Here is an 18,614-nt window from a genome sequence, read left to right on the forward strand (position 1 = left end):
CCAAGGAGCAGGGGCCGTGTCCGCCGCGGCCGGCGCGCTCCTCGCGGGCACCGGTGACGGGCGGGCCGAGGTCCGCGCCGCGTCCCGTCGCGACGACGTGATCCTCACCGCGGTCGATCCCCGCGGCGTGGTCTCGCACGTGCCGGTCGTCCGGTACGCCGACGTCGAGCCCGGCACCGTCGACCTGCTGATCCTGACGTCCGCGCCGGGCGACCTGGACGACGAGGTGGCGGCGGCGCTGGTCGCCGCGCGCCCCGCCGCGATCGGGGTGACGAGCCCCGTGATCGGTGACGCGGCGATCGCGCAGCGGATGTTCGCCGGCGCGGAGGTGGCGACGCTGGCGCCGGGCCTCCTGTCGTTCGCGACATCGCGCGGCACGGAGACCCGAGCGGAGTTCTGGGTGCCGCCGCTCGCACCCCCGTTCGCCGCGGTCGCGGTGGAGGGGTCCGCGCGCGACCTGCCGCGCCGGCTCGCCGCCGAGCATCCGAAGGTGATCGGGCGCGCGCCGGCGAAGACCGTCGCGGCCGTCGGGGCGGCGATGGTGCCGTACGCCGCGGAGCTGGCGATCGTCGGCGGCGACTGGCCGACGTTCCTGCGGCGGCTGCAACGCCCGGGGCGGGCGATGGCGGAGGCGATGCGCGCGGACGTCGGCGTCCCGGCGTTCGCGCCGCCGCCTCTCGTCGCCCGGGCTGCACTCCGGCAGCTGTGCCGGCGCGTCCCCTTCGACTTCCCCAAGTTCGCGGGCAACCACTTCGTCCGGCACGCCGGGCAGAGCCTGCGCATCCTCGACTCCTGGCGCGCGATGACCCCGCGTGCGACCCCAGCGCTGGACTCGCTCCGCGCGGACCTCGCCGCCGTCCTGTAGCCGGAGCGCCGCAGCTCGCGCGGGGCTCATGGCGCGGATTCAGCCCGCGAAGACCGGTGTCGCGAAGACGAACAGCGCCATGAACGCCAGGTTGATGAAGTACGCGGCCTCGACGAGGCTCACGCTGATGAAGAAGGGCTGGAGCAGGCGGGACGCCGCCTCGGGCTGGCGTGCGATGCCCTCCACCAGCTTCGCCCCGGCGGTGCCGTTGCCGATGCCGGCGCCGATCGCTCCGCCGGCCATGATGAGCCCGCCCCCGGCGAGCGCCCCGGCGGTGATGATCGCGTTCGCGAGGTTCTGATCGGCCATGACGGTTCTCCTCAACTGCGGTGGAACAGGTCGGTGATCGCCGTGGCGGCGCGGGCGGCGCCGTCCTCCGCGCGCAGGTCCGCGCCCAGGCGCTCGGCCGCCGGTCGGTGCCGCCCGACGGTGCGGAGCGCGTCCGCCAGCGCGTCGGTGGTGAGCGCGTGCCGGGGGATCGGCTCGGTGCCCGCGCCGAGGAGGTGCAAGCGGCGGGCCCAGAAGGGCTGGTCCATGATCCCGGGTACCGGGATCGACGGTGCCCCCGCGTGCAGCGCCGCGGCGGTGGTCCCGGCGCCGCAGTGGTGGATCACGGCGGCGCAGCGCGGGAACAACAGCGCGTGCGGCACGTCATCGACGACGAATAGGTGCTCGCCCGAGGGCTCGAGCTCCGCCCAGCCGCGCTGGACGACGGCGCGCACGCCGGCCGCCGCCGTGGCCTCGGCGAGGATCCGCGAGAGCGCCGCGCCGTTCGCCGTCGCAGTGCTGCCGAGGGTGACGGCGACGGGCGGCGGACCGTCGGTGAGAAAGGAGTCGAGGTCCGGCGCGAGCGGGCCCACCGGCTCGGGGCGCAGGTAGCCGGTGACGCGCAGGTGTGCGGGCCAGTCGGTGGGTCGCGGGAGGACGTGCTCGCTGAACGGATAGAGCACCGGCCAGTGCCGCGCTCGCTCGGCCCGTCCGGGCTTCGCCGGCAGGCCGAGGTCGCGTCGCAGCTCGGCGATCACGGGCGCGTAGACGCGCTCGGCGAAGCCGCCGGCCCACCAGACGAGGCGGTTCCCGAGCCGTCCGTACGAACGGATCCCGAGCGCGGGCGGGCTGAAATCTCCGGTGGGGGAGGCGGGCTGGAACATCACGCCGGCGCTGGGCACCCCCATTGCGGCCGCGACGTGCCGCCCCAGCAGTGCGCCGACGGGGCCCTCGAGCAGCACGAGGTCGCTGCCGTCGCCGGCCGCGGCCATGGCCTGCCCCACTCCGCGCAGTTCCTCGCGCATCTCCTCGAGGGTGTCCTTCGACGGGCGCATCCTCGTGCCGTCGACAAGGGCCTGCGCGGTGGGCGAGGCGAGCGTCGCCTCGCGGATGTCCCCGGGCAGCGGTGCGTATGCGCCGCCCGCTCCGGTGATCTCGGCCCGGTACGGTTCCTGTGCTGCGAGGACCACGTCGTGCCCGTCTGACCGGAGCCGCCGGGCGAGGCCGGTGAGCGGGGCGACGTCGCCGCGGGTGCCGAAGGCCAGGATCGCGGTCCTCACGCCCGCACCCCGCGGGTGAAGATCTCGACCAGGGTCTCGCCGTACGCGACCGGGTCGTAGGCGACGCCGATCGCCGTCAGGCGCGCGAGGTCGGTGGCGGCGCCGTCGAGGGCGCCGCGCAGGGCGGAACCCGCCCGGACGGGGTCGAGGTCCGCGCGGAACTCGCCGGTCTCGACGCCCAGCGCGAAGATCGCGGCGGGATCGAGCAGCGCGAGGTCGCCCTGCGGCGGGTTCGCGGCGGCGTCCGCGGTGACGGCGTCGTCGAACCGGCGGCCCTCGGCCGAGCGGTAGGTGGTCGCGATCTCGCGCAGCGCGACGGTCTCCGCCCGGTGCTCGGCGAGGAAGGCGGCGTTGCTGCGGATGTAGGCGGTGAGCTTGCCGGCGGCCGTCTCCGCCGCGGCGATCGCGGGCACGATGTACCCGGCCGCCGCGGTGAAAACCGCCGTCGTGACGGCGGCGACGAGCTCGTCCTTGGTGCGGAAGTGGTAGAGCGCAACGGACTTCGCGATGCCGACGTGGTCGGCGATCTTCGCGACCGACGCCGCCGGATAGCCGTTCTCGGCGATGACGGTGATGGCCGCGTCGACGAGCTGGGCGCGGCGCTGCTCGGATGTGAACGTATCTCTAGACCGCATGGTCTAAACATAGACCGACCGGTCTAGAGATGTCCAGCTCCTCCGTGATCGGTCCCGGTGCGGACGTCAGGCGACGCCTCGGAGGGGGTCGTGCTCGGCCATCAGCTTGTCGATCCGCGCCTCGTCGACGCGCACGCGGACGCTGTTCGCCTCCTGCTGGTCGCGGATGACCTTCGCGAGGTTGAAGGTGCTGGTGATGAGGAACAGGGCCCCACCAGGAGGAAGCCGCGCTGCCACGTGTCGACGGGCAGGTAGAAGGCGCCGATGAGGAGGCTTCCGGAGGAGACGGCGAAGGCGATCGCGGACTGGACGAAGAATGCGGTGGTCGGCTTGGGCGACGGGGTGATCGTGTTCATGGTGTCAGCGTGCCGCCCCGCGTGGCGGTGGCGGATGAGTAGAACTACCCGACCCGAGGAGGTAGTTGATCCTGTGAAAGCGGCCACACGATTGGGCGCGAGGGGTTCCCGGCTGCGATTCTCTGTGAGAGGAGTTCGACGGAGTTCTATCGCAGAGGGAGGCGGCACGACGATGATCCCGGCTCTCGCTGTGCTCGCCTTCCTGGTCGGCGCCGCGGTCTGCGTGACCGTCGCCGCTCCTGGCCGTCGCGCAGCGCTGCCGAGCCGTTTCCTGGTCTGCGTCGTGGTGGGACTCGTCGTGGGGGAGCTCGTGTCGATGCTCGCGCTGAACGGCGCGATCGAGGATCGGCTGCGGACGGACGCCGACCGGGGTGCTGTCGCGGCCCCCGAGGTCCGCGCCGCGCAGGCGGAGCTCGACGCCGCCCGCGCCGACCGCGCCGCGCTCGACGCGGCGGTCGCCGAGGCTTCCGGCCGGCGCGACCAGGCGCTGGTCGTCGCCCGCTGTGAGTATCGTCCCGGCCCCGCCTGTCCGCAGACGTCGATCACCGGTGTGCCCGGCCGCGGCCCCGAGAGCCGGTCCGCCAACGAGCGGCTCGCCTCCGCCCAGGCGGACCTCGACCGTGCGACCGCGGCGCGAGCGAAGGACGCGCCCGGCCGCGACGCGCGCATCGCGTCCGCGCGGACCGAGGTCGCCGCCGCCCGGACGACGGCGGCGCGCGTCGACGACGGCGTGGGCGCACGCTGGATCGCGCTGAACGGCGTGACGGCGCAGTCGCTCTCGGCCGCGGCACTCCGGATCGGGATCGACCTGGTGTCCATCCTGATCGCGCTCCTACCCCTGCTGCTGCGCCTGTGGCGCGGGGAGACCGCTCGCGACATCCGGCACCGTCGCGACCTGGAGAGCGAGCGACTCGCCTCCGCGGCCCGGCTGGCCATCGAGCGCCGCGAGCACGAGCGCCGGGTCGAGCTCGCCCTCGCGGACGACCCGCCCACCGAGATGCTTCCGGCCCACGGCGCGGCGGCCGGCGCCGCGGCGCTGGAGGCCGCCGGATTCGAACCGGTCGCGGTGACCGCGCGACTCTACCGACAGGAGATCCCGGCCGTGCACGACGACTTCCTGCCCATCGCCGCCGCCGCGGAGGCGGCGAGCCTGCGCGCCCCCGGCCAGCCCCCGGCCGACGAGACGCCGACCGGGCCGCTGCCCGTCGTCGGCGCGACCGACGAGACCCCCGAGCCCGCCGAGGAGCCCGCCGTGAGCGACGAGAACACCCTGCCCGCGCGGGTCGCCGAGGCGGCCCCGGCGGTGCCGGCCCGCGCGGCCGAGCACAAGCCGAACCCGTTCGTGCCGCCCGTCATCGACGGGGCCGCGCGCACGATCGCGGGTTTCGTCCGGCCGCTGATGCCGCCGATCGTCGCGCGCGTCCTGCCCGGCGGTGCGACCCGGACGGTGCAGCAGTCGTACGAGGAGGTCGAGGAGGTCACCTTCGCGATGCGCCGCACGCGCAAGGTGGTCGTCGGCACCGTCGAGCAGAGCGTGCCGGCACCGTCGGGCGATGCCGTCCAGCGGGATGCGACCGCGCCGGCCGCCGAGGAGCCGCTCGACGTGGCGCACGAGAGCGTCGACGCGCTACCCGGCCAGGGAGCGCGCGAGCTCGGCCAGCCGGGCCAGCTCCGCAGGAGCCAGTGACCGGATGGCCGGCGGCGCCGGGTCCTCGACCGACGCCATGGCGTCGACGACGGCGCGGCCGGCGTCGGTGATCGTCACGACCTTGACCCGCCGGTCCGCGGGGGAGACGGACCGCTCGACGTGCCCGCGCGCCTGGAGGTCGTTGACGGCGACGGTGGCCGCCGGCGCGTCCATGTCGGCCAGCGCGGCCACCTCCTTGAGGGTGAGCGGCCCGTAGCGGTGGAGCCGCTTGAGGACGCGGAGCCGGCTGAAGGGGAGGCCGGTGCGCTCGGCGACCGCGCGGCGCCAGTCCGAGCGACTGTCGATGACGGCGTGCACCAGCAGGCTCCACACCTCGTCCGGGGTCTCAGTGGACATCGGCCGTCTCCTTCGACGCGAGCAGCGGGGCGATCCGCGCGCGCGAGCGTTCGGCGCGCGCACCCGTCGACACGACGGCGAGCGCCACGACGACCAGGGCGAAGCCCGCGACGGACCACCACAGCGGGGCGCCTGCGATGAGCCCCGAGAGCGCCACGCCCAGGCTGACGCCGAGCTGCCGGCTCGTGCTGGCGACGGCGGCCGCGGCGCCGGCCCGGTCCAGTGGCATTCCGCTGACCGCGGAGTTCGTGATGGGCGCGTTGACGAGTCCGAAGCCGATGCCGAAGACCGCGAACACGATCCCCAGTTCGGGTACGGGCGTGCCCGCGTCGACGGTGGTCAGCGCGAGTGCGGCGCACGTCATCAGCAGACCCGCGCCGAGCAGCGACGGGCGCGGCCCGAACCGTGCCACGAGTCGCCCGGACACGGGGGAGGCGACGAGCACGGACAGCGCCATGGGCAGGAACATCAGCCCCGTCTGCACGGCGGAGAAGTGCCGCGTGTTCTGCAGGTACAGCGACATCGTGAACAGGAAGGCGCCGAATCCCGCGAACGCGGAGACGGCGGTGAGGGTGGCCGCCGCGAACGGGATGCTGCGGAAGAAGCGCAGGTCGATGAACGGCGACGGGTGCCGCCGCTCGTGTGCGATGAACGCGGCGAGGGCTGCGGTCGTGAGGGCGAACATCAGGGGCGCCCGTTCGATGAGGCCGAACACCGCCGTGAACATGACCGCGATCGCCAGCACCTGGCCGAGCGGATCGATGCTGCGGGGCACTGCGGCCTTGGACTCGGGGACCACGGCGTAGGTGAGCGCGAGTGCGGCGGCGCAGATCGGGAGGTTGATCCAGAACACGGACCGCCAGCCGAGGGTGTCGATGAGCACACCGCCCGCGAGGGGCCCGACGGCGGTCGACACCCCGACGACCGCCCCCCACAGACCGATCGCGCGGGCGCGTTCGGCGGGTTCGGTGAACACGGCGGTGACGATGGACAGTGCCACGGGGGTGAGCATCGAGCCGCCGACCGCCTGGATGCCGCGGGCGGCGATGAGCACGTCGACGGTGGGCGCGAGACTGCAGAGCAGGGACCCCGCCGCGAAGACGGTGAGCCCGATGCGGAAGACCCGGCGCCGGCCGAAGCGGTCGGCGGTCGCGCCCGAGAGGACGAGCAGGCTCGCCAGTGTGAGCGTGTAGATGTCGACGACCCACTGCAGGTGGGTGATCGACGCGGCCATCTGCCGGCCGATCTCGGGGAGGGCGACGTTGACGATCGTGACGTCCATCGACGAGATCAGCAGGCTCAGGCTGCAGGCCACGAGGACGAGTGCGCGGAGAGCGCCCGGCCCCAAATTACTTGTAGGCATACAAGGATTATATGTTCACAACTAATAGGATGGGAAGTGTGTCGAGAGTGCGCACGCCTCGTACGCAATGTTTGCTATACTGCAAATAGGAGATCCGAGCGCAGAGGAGGCGCCCGTGGTTACCGCTTTCGCAGTCTGTGCCGTCGTCGGGATCCTGGTCCTGATCGCGTCACTGATCCTGGGGGACTTCGAGATCGGGGGAGTCGAGGTCGGCAGCGCCGACGCCGGCCTGCCCTGGTTGAGCGCGCCCGCACTGGCCGCCGCCGTCGGCGTCTTCGGGGTGGTGGGCTGGCCGCTCTCCGCCGGGACGTCGCTGTCGATGCCCGTCGTCGTGGGTGCGGCCGCCGCCTCCGGGGTCGCCGCGTACGGCCTGCTCATGCTGGTGCTCCGCGCGATGCGCCGGGCGCAGACCGGCACCGTCGCGGGGCTCCGCGCCGCGGTCGGAACGATCGGCGAACTCAGCATGGAGATCCCCGCCGGCGGCTGGGGGAGGGTGAGCTACATCGACTCGGAGTCGGTGCGCGCCACCACGACCGCCGTGCTGGTCGACTCCGGCGCCTCGGCGCCCGACGGTCAGCAGGTGCTGATCGTCGACGTCGACGGGGACCGCCTGGTGGTGCAGCCGCTCAAGACTCAGGCCTGATCACAAGCGCCGGGCCGGACGCCCGGCAGAGGGAGGGAATCAATGACCGTATCGATCCTCATCGCGGCCGGTGCCGCGGTGATCGTGATCCTGCTGGCCCTGTGGATCTTCTTCCACAACTACATCAAGTCGCCGCCCGACCAGGTGGCCATCTTCACCGGCCGCGGCGAGATGAAGGTCGTGCGCGGCGGCGCCCGGTTCAAGGTGCCGGGGCTCGAGCGCGTCGACTACATGCCGCTGCGCCCGTTCGAAGTGCGCATCGCGCTCAACAACGCCCGCAGCATCGACGGCGTCCCCGTCGAACTGCAGGCCGTCGGCCTGGTGCGCATCGGCACCACCGACGAGATGACCCGCACCGCCGCGCAGCGGTTCCTCACCGCGAACATGGCGGAGCTCGAGAACCAGATCAACGAGATCCTGGCCGGCAGCCTCCGCGGCATCGCCGCGACCATGACCGTCGAGCACCTCAACAGCAACCGTGAGGCGCTCGCCCGCGGCGTGGTCGAGGAGGCGGGCGGCGACCTCGCCCGCATCGGCATGGAGGTCGACATCCTCAAGATCGCCGGGATCGAGGATCGCAACGGCTACCTCGAATCGCTCGGCCAGAAGCGCATCGCCGAGGTCAAGCGCGACGCGGACATCGGCAAGGCGGAGGCCGAGCGGGACTCGCTCATCCGGTCCGCCGACGCCCGCCGGGCCGGCGAGATCGCGCAGACCGAGGCCGAGACCGCGATCGCCGAGGCCCAGCAGAGCCGCGACGTGCGCATCGCCCAGCTCCGCGCCCAGACCGAGGCGCAGAACGCGGAGGCCGACCAGGCGGGGCCGCTCGCGAAGGCCCGCGCGGAGAAGAACGTCGGCATCGCGCTCGAGGAGGCCGAGGCCGCCCGGATCGAGGCCCGGACCGAGGTGGAGCGCAAGCGTCGAGCGCAGGCCGAGGCCGCGCTCGAGGCCGACGTGATCGCGCCCGCGGAGGCGCAGCGACAGGCCGCCATCACCCGCGCCGAGGGCGAACGCCAGTCGGCGATCCTCACCGCCGAGGCCCGCGCGAACTCGACCCGCCTGGACGGCGAATCGGCCGCCGACGCCCGCAAGTCGGCCGCCGCCGCCGTCGAGGCCGAGCTCCGCGCCGACGCGGCCGGCAAGCTCGCGCAGGCCGAGGTGCACGCCGAGTCCATCCGGCTCGAGGGCGAGTCGAAGGCGACGGCCCGGAAGTCCGCGGCGGAGGCCCTCGAGGCCGAGCTGCGCGCCGACGCGGCGGGCAAGCAGGCACAGGCCGAGGCCTTCAACAAGTACAGCGCCGACGCGGCGCGCCTGCTGCTGGTGCCGCAGGTGCTCGCGACGATCGAGGGCGCGGTCCGGTCCCAGTCCGAGGCCACCGCGGCGATCGACAGCATCAACATCATCGGCGGCGGCCAGAACGACGCCACCGGAGGCCTGCTCGGCCTGTCCGCGCAGTCGATCGCGTCCATCGTCTCCGCGCTCCGGACGCAGGGCATCGACCTGTCGAAGCTGCTCGACGGTGACGCGCCCGCGCAGGCCGCATCCGTCGTCGGCACTCCGGCCGCCGAGGCCGAGGCGCCGGTCACCGTCGGCGACGAGTAACCGTCGCCGTGAAGCCCGGCGACGCCGAGGCGCTCCGCCTCGCGGTGGGCCTGCTGGAGCAACGGCTCCGGCAGCTGCCCGCCGCGGGGCTCCGCGGCTCCGAACTGTTCGTGCTGGCCACGGTCGAGGCCCTCGGCGCGGACGCCTTCCCCACGGCGATCGGCGACCGGCTCGCGATGCGGCGATCGAACGTGTCCGCCGCCGTCGCCGACCTGCGTCGGCGCGGCTTCCTCCAGGACGACGCGGACGGTTCCGACGCGCGCCGGCGGCCCGTCGCCCTGACGGCGCGGGGCCGGGAGGTGCTCCACGCGCGCGACGCCGCCCAGGACGCCTGGCTGGTCGAGACCGGCAGTGCGCAGCTCACCGCCGACGAGGCCGCCCGGCTGCGCGATGCCGTGCCCCTGCTCCTGAGGCTGGCCGCGGGGGAGGATCCACCCGCATGAGAATCACGGCGAGCGCAACCCTGGGCGGCGGCCCGGCGCGGCGATAATCTCAGCCGCGTGAGTGGTCTCTTCTCCTTCCCGAACCCGGTCAACGAGTACGCCGCCCGCGCGACCGCGGGCCTCGTGGTCGTCCTCGCGGTGGTGACCATCGTCGCCGGGCAGTGGTGGCTCTACGCCGCCCTCGCCCTCGGCTTCGCGCTGCGCGTCGCGGGCGGCCCGCGCTACTCGCCCTTCGGCCGGCTGTCCGTGCACGTCATCGCGCCGAAGCTCGGCCCGGCCAAGCTGGTGCCCGGCCCGCCGAAGCGGTTCGCGCAGACCATCGGCCTCGTCTTCTCGACGGTCGCGCTCGCGCTGTTCCTCACCGGGAACCACGTGGCGGCCCAGGTCGTGCTCGGCCTGCTGGTGGTGGCCGCGCTGTTGGAATCGGCGGCGGGCGTGTGCCTCGGCTGCATCGTCTTCGGGTGGCTGCAGCGCCGCGGCGTCATCCCCGCCTCGGTGTGCGAGGCCTGCGCGGGCGTGAACACCGCGCCGCCGACGCTCACCGTGCCGCACTAGCGGCCCTCGAACGAAGGAACGCCGCCGCGGATCGCTCCGCGGCGGCGTTCGTCTGTCAGGGTGCCGTCCCTCGGCGGGACGTCAGATCAGGCCGACGATCTCCTCGGCCCACTCGACGGCCTTCTCGTCCACATCGTCGGTGCCGGAGTTGTCGTGCTCGAAGCGGTCGCCCACCTGGGTGGCGCCCAGCCCCGTGAGGTGCTTGACGATCGTCTTGCCGGCGGCGTTGTAGGTGTCGACGTAGATGGTGTCGCCGAGCCCGAAGACCGCGAAGCGCAGGCCCGACAGGTCGGGGGCCGCCTCGAGCAGATCCTCGAAGAACTCGGTGGTGCCGGCGGGCAGTTCGCCCTCGCCGTACGTGGCGCACGAGAAGACGTGGAAGTCCGCGGGATCCAGCGCGTCGATCTCGCCGTCCATCATGTCGTGCAGCTCGACGGAGCCGGCCTTGGCGAACACGTTGTACATGGCGTTCGCTGCGCCCTCGGCGGTGCCGGTCGAGGAACCGTAGAAGATGTGAACAGACATGGGAGGAGATTCTAGCCAAGGCTCACCTCGCACCGTGAGCTGCGTCCCGTCGGTGTGACCTCCTAGGCTTGCCGCCATGGCTCACGCAACCCTGGTCGACGGCGCCCGGCTCGCCTACGAGGTCCACCCCGCGGCGACCGGCGCGACCGGCCCCGGGGTGCTGCTGGTCGCGGGCCAGGCACTCGCGGGATCGTCGTGGGCGCCGCTCGTCGACGACTTCCGCGCCGCCGGCCCCGTCATCACCTTCGATCACCGCGGCATCGGGGCGAGCGACGACGCCTTCCCCCGCGGGTGGAGCACCCGCGACTGCGCCGCCGACGCCCTCGCCGTTCTCGATGCGGCGCGCGCGGACGGCGCGATCGGCGAGGCCGTCGACGTGTACGGCTTCTCCATGGGCGGTCGCGCCGCGCAGTGGCTCGCCGCCGACCACCCCGCCCGGGTGCGGCGGCTGATCCTCGGTGCCACGACCGTCGGAGACGCGCACGGCGTCGCGCGCCCCAGCGAGGTGCTCCGGATCCTCGTCCGCTCGGACCGGCAGGCCCTGCTGGAGCTGTTCTTCACGCCCGACTGGCTCGCCGCGCATCCCGAGGCGGCCGAGGCCATCCTCGCGCAGCCGCGGTCGCTCCCGGCCCAGCGCGCACACTTCGCCGCGAGCACGGATCACGACGCAGCAGCGGCCCTGCCGTGGATCGAGGCGCCCACCCTGGTGCTGCACGGCGCCGACGACCGTATGTGCCCCGCCGAGAACGCCGAGATCCTGCGCGCCGGTATCGACGGTGCCCGGATGCGCGTGTACCGCGGTGTGCGGCACGGATACCACCTGCAGGAGCCGGCGGCCACCGCCGACGCCCTGGACTTCCTCACCGCGCCCTGAGCGCCACTGCTACCGTCCACGCATGGCGGACTACGGCAGCTTCCAGGACGGGATCTACGCGGAAGGGCTGCTCGCGAAGCACCGCCACTTCCCCTACACCTTCGGCGACCTCGAGGCACGGGCGCAGCAGGTGCTCGACCACTCCCTGTTCGACTACGTGCGCGGCGGCGCCGGCGACGAGACGACCCAGGACGCGAACGTCTCGGAGCTGCGGCGCTACGGCTTCGTCCCGCGGATGCTCCGCGACCGCAGCGTGCGCGAGATGTCGACGACCTTCCTCGGTGCGGAGCTCGACGCCCCGGTGATCCTCTGCCCCGTCGGGGTGAACGGCCTCGTCCACGAGAACGGCGACCTCGAGGTCGCGCGCGCCGCCGCGAACCTGAACGTCGCCGCGATGTACTCGACGCTCTCGGAGGCGCCGCTGGAGGAGATCGCCGACGCCCGCGGCGACTCCTTCGCCGCCTTCCAGCTGTACCCGACGAAGGACGATCAGCTGACCGACAACCTGGTGCGCCGGGCCGACAAGGCCGGCTTCGACGCGCTCACCATCACCCTCGACACCGGCAGCCTGGGGTGGCGTCCGCGGGACCTGCGCAACGGCTACATCCCCTTCCTGCGCGGCCGGTGCCTCGCCAACTACCTGTCCGACCCGCGGTTCATCGAGCTGTGCGGCGTCGAGAACCCGCCGCCGCTGCACGCGGGGATCGTCTGGTCCTCCCTGTTCAGCAAGCCCACCTTCTCCTGGGACGACGTCGCGCGGATCCGCCGGGTCACGGACCTGCCGATCATCCTCAAGGGCATCTGCCACGCCGAGGACGCGCGGAAGGCGGCCGCGGAGGGAGTCGACGCGATCGCGTGCTCGAACCACGGCGGCCGGCAGGCCAACGGCGGGCTCCCGGCGATCGGCCACCTCGAGGGCGTCCTGGACGCGGGCCTTCCCGTCACCTTCGACAGCGGCGTCCGGGACGGCGTCGACATCCTCCGGGTGGTGGGCCTCGGCGCGACGCTCGCGGGCATCGGGCGCCCCTACGTCTACGGGCTCACCCTGGGCGGTGCGGCGGGAGTCGAGCACGTCCTCCGGTCGATGCTCGCCGAGGCCGACTTGACCATGGCCGCGGATTGCCTGACCACGCTCGCCGACCTGCACGTCGTCAAACGATGAGCGGCGCCGGGAGCGCAGTGAGCGGGCCGGATCGGTGACCGGTGCTGCGGACTTCGACTGGTTCGGCTTCGAGGACGCGGTGTGCGCGGAGCTGCGGACCGTCGCGCGGGCGCTCGTCTACCAGGCCGACGGCGAGTTGCCCTACGCGTACGCCCTGACCGCCTTCTACGCCGAGCAGGGCTCGGTGATCCGGCTGCCGCACCCGGCGCTGGGCACCGTCGAATCTGTGCCGCCGCGCGAGCTCTGGGATCCGCCCGCGTGGCCGCGCTCGGACGACGCCTGGGCGGAGCGGCCGCCGCTCGACGGCTGGCAGGACCGGCTCAACGACGCGGTGGAGGGACTCGACGACGCCGCGTGGGACGCGGCGTACGCCCGCTACGGGTACGCGCTGCTCGGCGCGATGCGCCGAGCGAAGGCGGAGCTGATCGCGGAGGACGCGTTCCCGCGTGAGATCGTGTGCCTCCTCGACGACGAGGACGGGGAGCTGGTGGTGAAATCGGCGTCGGAGCAGGAACTTCGGGGGTACTGGGCGGCTCGCGCGGAGTAGCGTCCTTGCAATGACGTTCTCGACGTTGGCGCTCATCACGGCGCTGGGCCTGCTCGGGCCGCTGCTCGCCGCGAAGCGTTCCTGGCACCTGCCGCTGATCCTCGGCCCGATGCTGGCGGGCGTCGTCTTCGGGGCGACGGGATTCCGGGTGCTCGACGCCACCGAGCCGACCTTCGCGTTCCTCGCCGACATCGGCTTCGCGATCGTCATGTTCGTCGCCGGCACACACGTCCCGGTCCGCGATCCGGCGGTGCGGGCGGCGCTGGGCTCGGGCGCGATCCGCGCGGCGGCGGTCGGCGTCATCGCCGCTGTCCTCGGCACCGGGCTGGCGGCGGCCTTCGGCACCGGTCACGCCGCGCTGTACGCGGTGCTCATGGCGTCGTCGTCGGCGGCCGTGGTGCTGCCGGTCATCAACGCCAACCATCTGACCGGCGGGCCGGTGCTGGCGCTGACGGCGCAGGTCGCGATCGCCGACACCGTGTGCGTGGTCGCGCTGCCCCTGGTCATCGACCCGCCCACGGCGGGCCGGGCGGCCCTGGGGGCACTCGCGGTGGGCGGCGCGGCGTTCGTGCTGTACCTGCTCCTGCGCTGGTCGGAGAACAGCGGGCTCCGGGGCCGGATCGAGCGGTTCTCGGAGGAGCGCGAGTTCGCGCTGCAACTGCGGATCAGCCTGGTGGCGCTGTTCCTGCTCGCGGCGATCGCGACCACGATGCACGTCTCGGTCATGCTGGCCGGTTTCGCTCTGGGCCTGGCCGTCTCCGCGGTGGGGGAGCCGCGCCGGATGGCGGCACAACTCTTCGCGCTCGGCGAGGGCTTCCTCGCGCCGCTGTTCTTCGTCTGGCTGGGCGCCCGGGTGAATCTGCGTGACCTCGTCGCGCACCCGTCGTTCATCCTGTTGGGGCTCGCCCTGGGGTTCGGTGCGATCGCGGCGCACGTCGCGATGCGGTTCGCCGGGCTGCCGGTGCCACTGGGCGTGCTGGCCGCGGCACAGATCGGGGTGCCCGTGGCTGCGGTCACCGTCGGCGAGCAGATGCACCTGTTCGCCGCGGGCGAGGGCGCCGCACTGATCCTCGGCGCCCTCGTCACCATCGGCGGGGTGTCCCTCGCCGCCGGCCCCGCCGCTAGCTCCGGAGCGACTGCTCCACCCGGGCCAGCGTCGTCCGGAGCGCGTCCGGCGTCTCCGTCGTGAAGATCGCCTTCTCGCCGGAGTCCTCGACGACGGCGTCGTGCACCCGCCGGTCGTGGTACAGCGCCGCGAGCGCCGTGTAGTCCCCGATCCGGGGATCGTTCTCGCGCGCGGCGAAGATGTTCACGTACTGCGCCAGATCGGGACGCCGCGGGTCGTCGGTGTAGATCGAGTCCTTGCTCGTCAGCCCGAGTTTCACCGCAAAGGTGTCGTCCACGAACCCGGCGTCCACGCTGTCGAGAGCGGGGCCGATCTGGGTCGGGTCCAGGGTCACGAGCGTGACCTTCGACCGTGCCCGGTCGACGTCGGACAGCGAGGACTGCCAGGTGCCGGCACCGTCGCGGAAGGTCACGAGGCCCGCGGCCTTGAGGCTGAGCAGGGGGCGGATCTGGTTGGCGGGGTTGTCCGACAGGGCGATCGTGGCGCCCTGCGGCAGCGCGTCGATCGAGCGGTGCCGCTTCGAGTACAGCTGCAGCGGGTAGATCTGGGTGGCGCCGACCGGGGTGAGCCGGACGCTGTTCTTGATGTTGTACGCCGCGAGGTAGCGCACGTGCTGGAACTGGTTGAGGTCGATGGATTCATCGGCGAGGGCGGGATTGGGGGCGTTGTAGTCGGCGAAGGACACCAGCTTCACTCTGAAACCGTGTTCCGCGGCGACATCGGTGAACACCTTCCAGTGGGGTTTGCCGATGTCGACCACCCCCAGCTTGATCTCGTTCGACGGGGTGCCGCTCGAGCAGGCGGTGGTGCCGACCGCGACGAGGGACAGCAGGACTGCGAGGATGGCGGTAGCCGTTCGTTTCACGACGATCCACTCTGCTGCGCCGCGTCGGCGACGGAAAGGGTTGCGGTCACGGTGATCCCGTGCGTCTCAGCCGAGGGAGTACTCCACGATCACCGGCGCGTGGTCGGACAGGCGCGCATCGGGCGACGCTTCCTTGTCCACGACGACGGATCGCGCCGCCCGCGCCAGGCGCGGCGTCGCGAGGTGGTGGTCGATGCGCCAGCCGACGTCCTTGGCGAACGACGCACCGGCCCAACTCCACCACGACAGTGGGCCGGGCCGGTCGCCGTGCAGGGTGCGCACCACGTCCACGAGCCGCCGCGGGCCGAGCCGGGCGCCGAACCACGCCCGCTCCTCGGGCAGGAAGCCCTCCATCTTCTGCGCCGGCCGCCAGTTCGTGACGTCGTGCGGGAGGTGCGCCAGATTCAGGTCGCCCAGCAGCAGGAACTCGCGCCCGGCGGCGAGCGCGGCCCGGCGGTTGCGGTCGAGCTCGCGCGCGAAACCGTTCAGGAAGCGCATCTTCCGCGCGTGTTTGGCCCCGCCGTCCGGGGTGTCCCGCATGTTCCCGGGCCGTTGCAGGTGCGCGGGCAGGCCGCCCTTGGGCAGGTACAGGCAGGCCACCGTCAGGCCGGGGAGGTCGGCCTCGACGTACCGGCCCTCGTGGGCGTACTCCGCCAACCCGCGGGCTCGGGGCGGGTGGCTCGCCCACGTGCGCACGGCCGACGGTGTCTCCCGGGACAGGATCGCCACCCCGTTGCGTCCCGGGATCGAGCCGCAGTCGATCGCGGCGTGATAGCCGGGGAACGTGCCCACCTCGGTGGGTGGGCAGCGCAGTTCCTGCAGCGCGAGCACGTCGAGGTTCCGGCCCTCGAGCCAGGCGTCGAAACCGCGCCGCCGCGCTGCCCGGATACCGTTGACGTTGAACGTGCCGACCCGCAGGGCGACCGCCGCGGTCAGGGCGCGGTCGCCGTGCTCGACGGGTCGATGAGGATCTTGGCGTGCACCTCGGGGTCGCCGAGCGCGTCGAACGCCGTGGCCACACCGCCCAGCCCGACGGTGCCCGTGACGAGGGGCTTCACGTCCACCTTCCCGTTCGCCATCATGTGCAGCGTGTCGTGGAACTCGCCCGGGTCGTAGCCGAAGACGAACCGCAGGTCGATCTCCTTGTTGCCGGCGAGGGCGGGCATGATCGTGTCGGGCTCCATGCAGACGCCCACGACCACGACGCGCGAGCGCAGCGGCGCGGCCTCGATGATCGAGTTGATCATGCCGGGCACGCCGACGCACTCGAAGACCACCGGGCCGGACGGCGTCTCGCCGATCTTGTCCGCGATCCGGAAGGCGTGCCACCACGGCACGGGGCCGGGAACCAGGGTGAGCTTGTCCATGGTGCTCACGCCGAGCTTGAACATGTCGGTGGCCCGGCGGATCTCGTTGCGGGGCTGCTTGTAGGCGTCCCAGGGCTGCTGCTCGCGCGGGTCGACCACGACGTGGGCGCCCATCTGCTTCGCGAGCGCCCGGCGGCCGGGGGAGAAGTCGCTCGCGATGACCCTCTTCACGCCCGACGCGCGGAGCATCGCGATGACCGCGAGACCGATCGGGCCGCAACCGATCACGATCGCGGTCTGCCCGCGGCCGACCTCCGCCCGGCGGACGGCGTGCCAGGCGACGGCCATCGGCTCGGTGAGCGCGGCCTCCTCGTCGGACAGTTTGCCGGGGACGGGCATGGTCATCGACTCCTGGACGAGCACCTGCTCGGCGTACGAGCCGGGCGAGCGCTCGGACAGGCCCACGAGCTGCGGCTCGCTACCCACCATGAGCGTGGGGAGGGAGACCACGCGCGTGCCCACCGGCCAGCGCTTGCGGCAGCCGGGGCCGTACTCGGCCACGGTCCCCACGAACTCGTGGCCCATGACGATGCGCTGGTCGGTGCGCATGCAGTCGGGGTACCCGGCCTTCGCGGCGAGGTCGGCGACGAGGTCGGCGTGGTGGCGGGCGTGCAGGTCGGAGCCGCAGATCCCGGTACGGACCACGTTCAGCAGCACCTGCCCGCGGGCGGGGCTGGGGGCGGGCAGGTCTTCGACGGTCAGCCGACCCTCGGTGCAGACGACAGCTTTCATACACCCGAGAATAACGGGGACGAGGTGCGGCGCTCGGCGCGCCGGGTGTCTTCGGGGACACGGCTGCCGGAAAACTTCACCGGAATGTCGTAATCGCAGGCGTTGATGTATGTTTTGCGAGTGCAAATTCTGAAGAAGACGCTCGCGGCCGCTGCGGTCGCGCTGGGAACAGCATCCGTCGTCCCCGCCCTCGCACACGCCGAGCAACGCGATCTCGTGATCGTCTACGCCGGCCTGATCGCGCCCGGCGAGGTGTACGAGCCCCTCAACACCAACCTCCGCAACGCGGGCTTCGAGGTGAAGAACCTGTGGTTGCCCGGCTTCGATCACCGTAGGGAGGCGGGACAGCTCAAGGCGGCCGTCGATCAGGCGAAGCAGGCCGCACCGAAGCGGAGGGTCTCGATCGTCTCGCACAGCTCCGGTGCCATCAGCAGCCGCTACTACGTCAAGGTTCTCGGGGGCAGCAGGGACGTCGCCCGATCGGTCGTGCTGGGTGGGGTCGAGTACGGGTCGCCCACCGGGTGCGTGCTGCCCGCACCCGCGAACGGGGCGTGCAACGGCTCGGCCATCCTGAACCAGCTGAACGCGGGCCTCGATACGCCCGGACCCACCGAGTTCTACTCGATCCGCAGCACGCGCGATCCGCTGTCCGGGAACCTCGACGGCCGCCAGTGCCGCGCCTCGGTGCAGGGATACCTTCCGGCCGCCGCGTCGTTCGACCACGCGTGGCTCGCCTGGGACCCCCGCGTGGTGCCCCTCGTCGTGAGCTCGCTGCGGGGGAACTGCCCCGGTCAGTGGGTGGACTCGCCGGAGGGTTCGGTCACGTACGAGAACAGCGTCGACATGAACCGCAAGTAGATTCCATCACTGGGCACGATGCGGGTGGACCTGGTTCGATGACTGCGTGAGCACATCGGATGACACCCGCATCGTCTCCGCCACCCGCGACGTCGCGGCACCGGCGGACCTCGTCTTCGGCCTGATCGCCGACCCCGCACGCCAGCCCGAATGGGACGGCAACGACAACCTGACCGAGGCCGCCCCGGGGCAACGGGTCCGCGGCGTGGGGGACGTCTTCACCATGACCCTCACCAACGGGCAGGTCCGCGAGAACCACGTCACCGAGTTCGACGAGGGGCGGCTCATCGCGTGGCGGCCCTCCCCGGTCGGCGAGCCCGCCCCGGGACACCTCTGGAGGTGGGAACTAGCGCCGCTCGCGGACGGCGGCACCCGCGTCACCCACACCTACGACTGGACGGACCTGCACGACGAGCAGCGCCTTCCGCGGGCCCGGGCGACCACCGCGGACCGTCTGGCGGCGTCCGTCGACCGGCTCGCCGCGCGCGCCGAGAACCGGTGACCG

At 72.7% G+C, this 18,614-nt stretch carries 21 protein-coding genes and 1 pseudogene; 12 read left to right on the forward strand and 10 right to left on the reverse strand.

What is annotated here, in order from left to right; all coding sequences use genetic code 11:
• Positions 1-16 precede the first annotated feature (16 nt).
• Positions 17-865, forward strand: a complete 849-nt coding sequence (locus tag ELY19_RS18695; protein ID WP_126197561.1) for a hypothetical protein — start codon at positions 17-19, stop codon at positions 863-865.
• Positions 866-904: 39 nt separating this feature from the next.
• Here ELY19_RS18695 and ELY19_RS18700 read toward each other — a convergent pair whose 3' ends face one another.
• The 4 genes and pseudogenes from ELY19_RS18700 to ELY19_RS18715 form a co-directional block, all read right to left on the reverse strand.
• Positions 905-1,174, reverse strand: a complete 270-nt coding sequence (locus tag ELY19_RS18700) for a F0F1 ATP synthase subunit C (protein ID WP_126197562.1) — start codon at positions 1,172-1,174, stop codon at positions 905-907.
• Between the two features lie 11 nt (positions 1,175-1,185).
• On the reverse strand, positions 1,186-2,412 hold the full coding sequence (locus ELY19_RS18705) for a glycosyltransferase (protein ID WP_126197563.1): 1,227 nt from the start codon (positions 2,410-2,412) through the stop codon (positions 1,186-1,188).
• Complete coding sequence (locus tag ELY19_RS18710; RefSeq protein WP_126197564.1) at positions 2,409-3,047, reverse strand: TetR/AcrR family transcriptional regulator; 639 nt, start codon at positions 3,045-3,047, stop codon at positions 2,409-2,411. The genes ELY19_RS18705 and ELY19_RS18710 overlap by 4 nt, the downstream gene beginning before the upstream one ends.
• A 66-nt stretch (positions 3,048-3,113) precedes the next feature.
• Positions 3,114-3,403: pseudogene (locus tag ELY19_RS18715) on the reverse strand (YiaA/YiaB family inner membrane protein).
• Between the two features lie 172 nt (positions 3,404-3,575).
• On the opposite strand from ELY19_RS18715, the gene ELY19_RS18720 reads away from it, so the two are divergent.
• Complete coding sequence (locus tag ELY19_RS18720) at positions 3,576-5,090, forward strand: DUF4407 domain-containing protein (RefSeq protein WP_164711649.1); 1,515 nt, start codon at positions 3,576-3,578, stop codon at positions 5,088-5,090.
• Here the strand turns inward: ELY19_RS18720 and ELY19_RS18725 are convergent.
• Together ELY19_RS18725 and ELY19_RS18730 are read right to left on the reverse strand one after the other, a co-directional pair.
• Complete coding sequence (locus ELY19_RS18725; RefSeq protein WP_126197566.1) at positions 5,031-5,447, reverse strand: MarR family winged helix-turn-helix transcriptional regulator; 417 nt, start codon at positions 5,445-5,447, stop codon at positions 5,031-5,033. The two genes, ELY19_RS18720 and ELY19_RS18725, sit on opposite strands and share 60 nt — an antisense overlap.
• Positions 5,437-6,810, reverse strand: coding sequence for an MFS transporter (locus tag ELY19_RS18730; protein WP_126197567.1), 1,374 nt, complete (start codon positions 6,808-6,810; stop codon positions 5,437-5,439). Before ELY19_RS18730 ends, ELY19_RS18725 begins: the two co-directional genes overlap by 11 nt.
• A gap of 115 nt (positions 6,811-6,925) precedes the next feature.
• Between ELY19_RS18730 and ELY19_RS18735 the strand changes: the two genes are divergently transcribed.
• Genes ELY19_RS18735 through ELY19_RS18750 form a run of 4 tightly spaced genes read left to right on the forward strand, consistent with a single transcriptional unit; the run spans position 6,926 to position 10,053 of the window.
• A complete protein-coding gene (locus ELY19_RS18735) occupies positions 6,926-7,453 on the forward strand; it encodes an NfeD family membrane protein (RefSeq protein ID WP_164711650.1) in 528 nt (175 codons plus the stop codon).
• A gap of 42 nt (positions 7,454-7,495) precedes the next feature.
• Positions 7,496-9,055: a flotillin family protein gene (locus tag ELY19_RS18740; RefSeq protein WP_126197569.1), complete on the forward strand. Its 1,560-nt coding sequence runs from the start codon at positions 7,496-7,498 to the stop codon at positions 9,053-9,055.
• Positions 9,056-9,063: 8 nt separating this feature from the next.
• Positions 9,064-9,498: a MarR family winged helix-turn-helix transcriptional regulator gene (locus ELY19_RS18745; protein WP_164711651.1), complete on the forward strand. Its 435-nt coding sequence runs from the start codon at positions 9,064-9,066 to the stop codon at positions 9,496-9,498.
• A 57-nt stretch (positions 9,499-9,555) separates the two neighbouring features.
• Complete coding sequence (locus tag ELY19_RS18750) at positions 9,556-10,053, forward strand: DUF4395 domain-containing protein (protein WP_126197571.1); 498 nt, start codon at positions 9,556-9,558, stop codon at positions 10,051-10,053.
• Positions 10,054-10,134: 81 nt separating this feature from the next.
• Here the strand turns inward: ELY19_RS18750 and ELY19_RS18755 are convergent, their stop codons facing one another.
• Entirely contained in the window at positions 10,135-10,578 is a 444-nt protein-coding gene (locus ELY19_RS18755; protein ID WP_126197572.1) for a flavodoxin domain-containing protein, read from the reverse strand.
• A gap of 76 nt (positions 10,579-10,654) precedes the next feature.
• On the opposite strand from ELY19_RS18755, the gene ELY19_RS18760 reads away from it, so the two are divergent.
• Genes ELY19_RS18760 through ELY19_RS18775 form a run of 4 tightly spaced genes read left to right on the forward strand, consistent with a single transcriptional unit; the run spans position 10,655 to position 14,350 of the window.
• Positions 10,655-11,452: an alpha/beta fold hydrolase gene (locus tag ELY19_RS18760; protein WP_126197573.1), complete on the forward strand. Its 798-nt coding sequence runs from the start codon at positions 10,655-10,657 to the stop codon at positions 11,450-11,452.
• A gap of 22 nt (positions 11,453-11,474) precedes the next feature.
• Entirely contained in the window at positions 11,475-12,614 is a 1,140-nt protein-coding gene (locus tag ELY19_RS18765; protein WP_126197574.1) for an alpha-hydroxy-acid oxidizing protein, read from the forward strand.
• A gap of 34 nt (positions 12,615-12,648) precedes the next feature.
• Positions 12,649-13,161, forward strand: a complete 513-nt coding sequence (locus ELY19_RS18770; RefSeq protein WP_126197575.1) for a hypothetical protein — start codon at positions 12,649-12,651, stop codon at positions 13,159-13,161.
• 10 nt (positions 13,162-13,171) lie between these two features.
• A complete protein-coding gene (locus ELY19_RS18775; RefSeq protein ID WP_126197576.1) occupies positions 13,172-14,350 on the forward strand; it encodes a cation:proton antiporter in 1,179 nt (392 codons plus the stop codon).
• Here ELY19_RS18775 and ELY19_RS18780 read toward each other — a convergent pair.
• From ELY19_RS18780 to ELY19_RS18790, 3 genes are all read right to left on the reverse strand, one after another.
• The gene (locus ELY19_RS18780; protein ID WP_227966955.1) at positions 14,283-15,152 is read right to left on the reverse strand and encodes a MetQ/NlpA family ABC transporter substrate-binding protein; all 870 of its coding nucleotides are present in this window, start codon (positions 15,150-15,152) and stop codon (positions 14,283-14,285) included. The genes ELY19_RS18775 and ELY19_RS18780 overlap by 68 nt on opposite strands.
• 66 nt (positions 15,153-15,218) lie before the next feature.
• Positions 15,219-16,070 carry an exodeoxyribonuclease III gene (locus ELY19_RS18785; RefSeq protein ID WP_126198931.1) on the reverse strand — a complete coding sequence of 284 codons (852 nt, stop codon included), beginning with the start codon at positions 16,068-16,070 and terminating at the stop codon, positions 15,219-15,221.
• A gap of 14 nt (positions 16,071-16,084) precedes the next feature.
• Complete coding sequence (locus ELY19_RS18790; protein WP_126197577.1) at positions 16,085-17,251, reverse strand: zinc-binding dehydrogenase; 1,167 nt, start codon at positions 17,249-17,251, stop codon at positions 16,085-16,087.
• A gap of 120 nt (positions 17,252-17,371) precedes the next feature.
• Here ELY19_RS18790 and ELY19_RS18795 point away from each other — a divergent pair, with 120 nt between their 5' ends.
• Both ELY19_RS18795 and ELY19_RS18800 read left to right on the forward strand, forming a co-directional pair.
• On the forward strand, positions 17,372-18,109 hold the full coding sequence (locus ELY19_RS18795; RefSeq protein ID WP_126197578.1) for an esterase/lipase family protein: 738 nt from the start codon (positions 17,372-17,374) through the stop codon (positions 18,107-18,109).
• A 46-nt stretch (positions 18,110-18,155) separates the two neighbouring features.
• Positions 18,156-18,611 carry an SRPBCC family protein gene (locus ELY19_RS18800; protein WP_126197579.1) on the forward strand — a complete coding sequence of 152 codons (456 nt, stop codon included), beginning with the start codon at positions 18,156-18,158 and terminating at the stop codon, positions 18,609-18,611.
• The last annotated feature ends 3 nt before the right edge of the window (positions 18,612-18,614 follow it).

It is taken from the genome of Tsukamurella paurometabola (genome assembly GCF_900631615.1).
GTDB lineage: Bacteria > Actinomycetota > Actinomycetes > Mycobacteriales > Mycobacteriaceae > Tsukamurella > Tsukamurella paurometabola_A.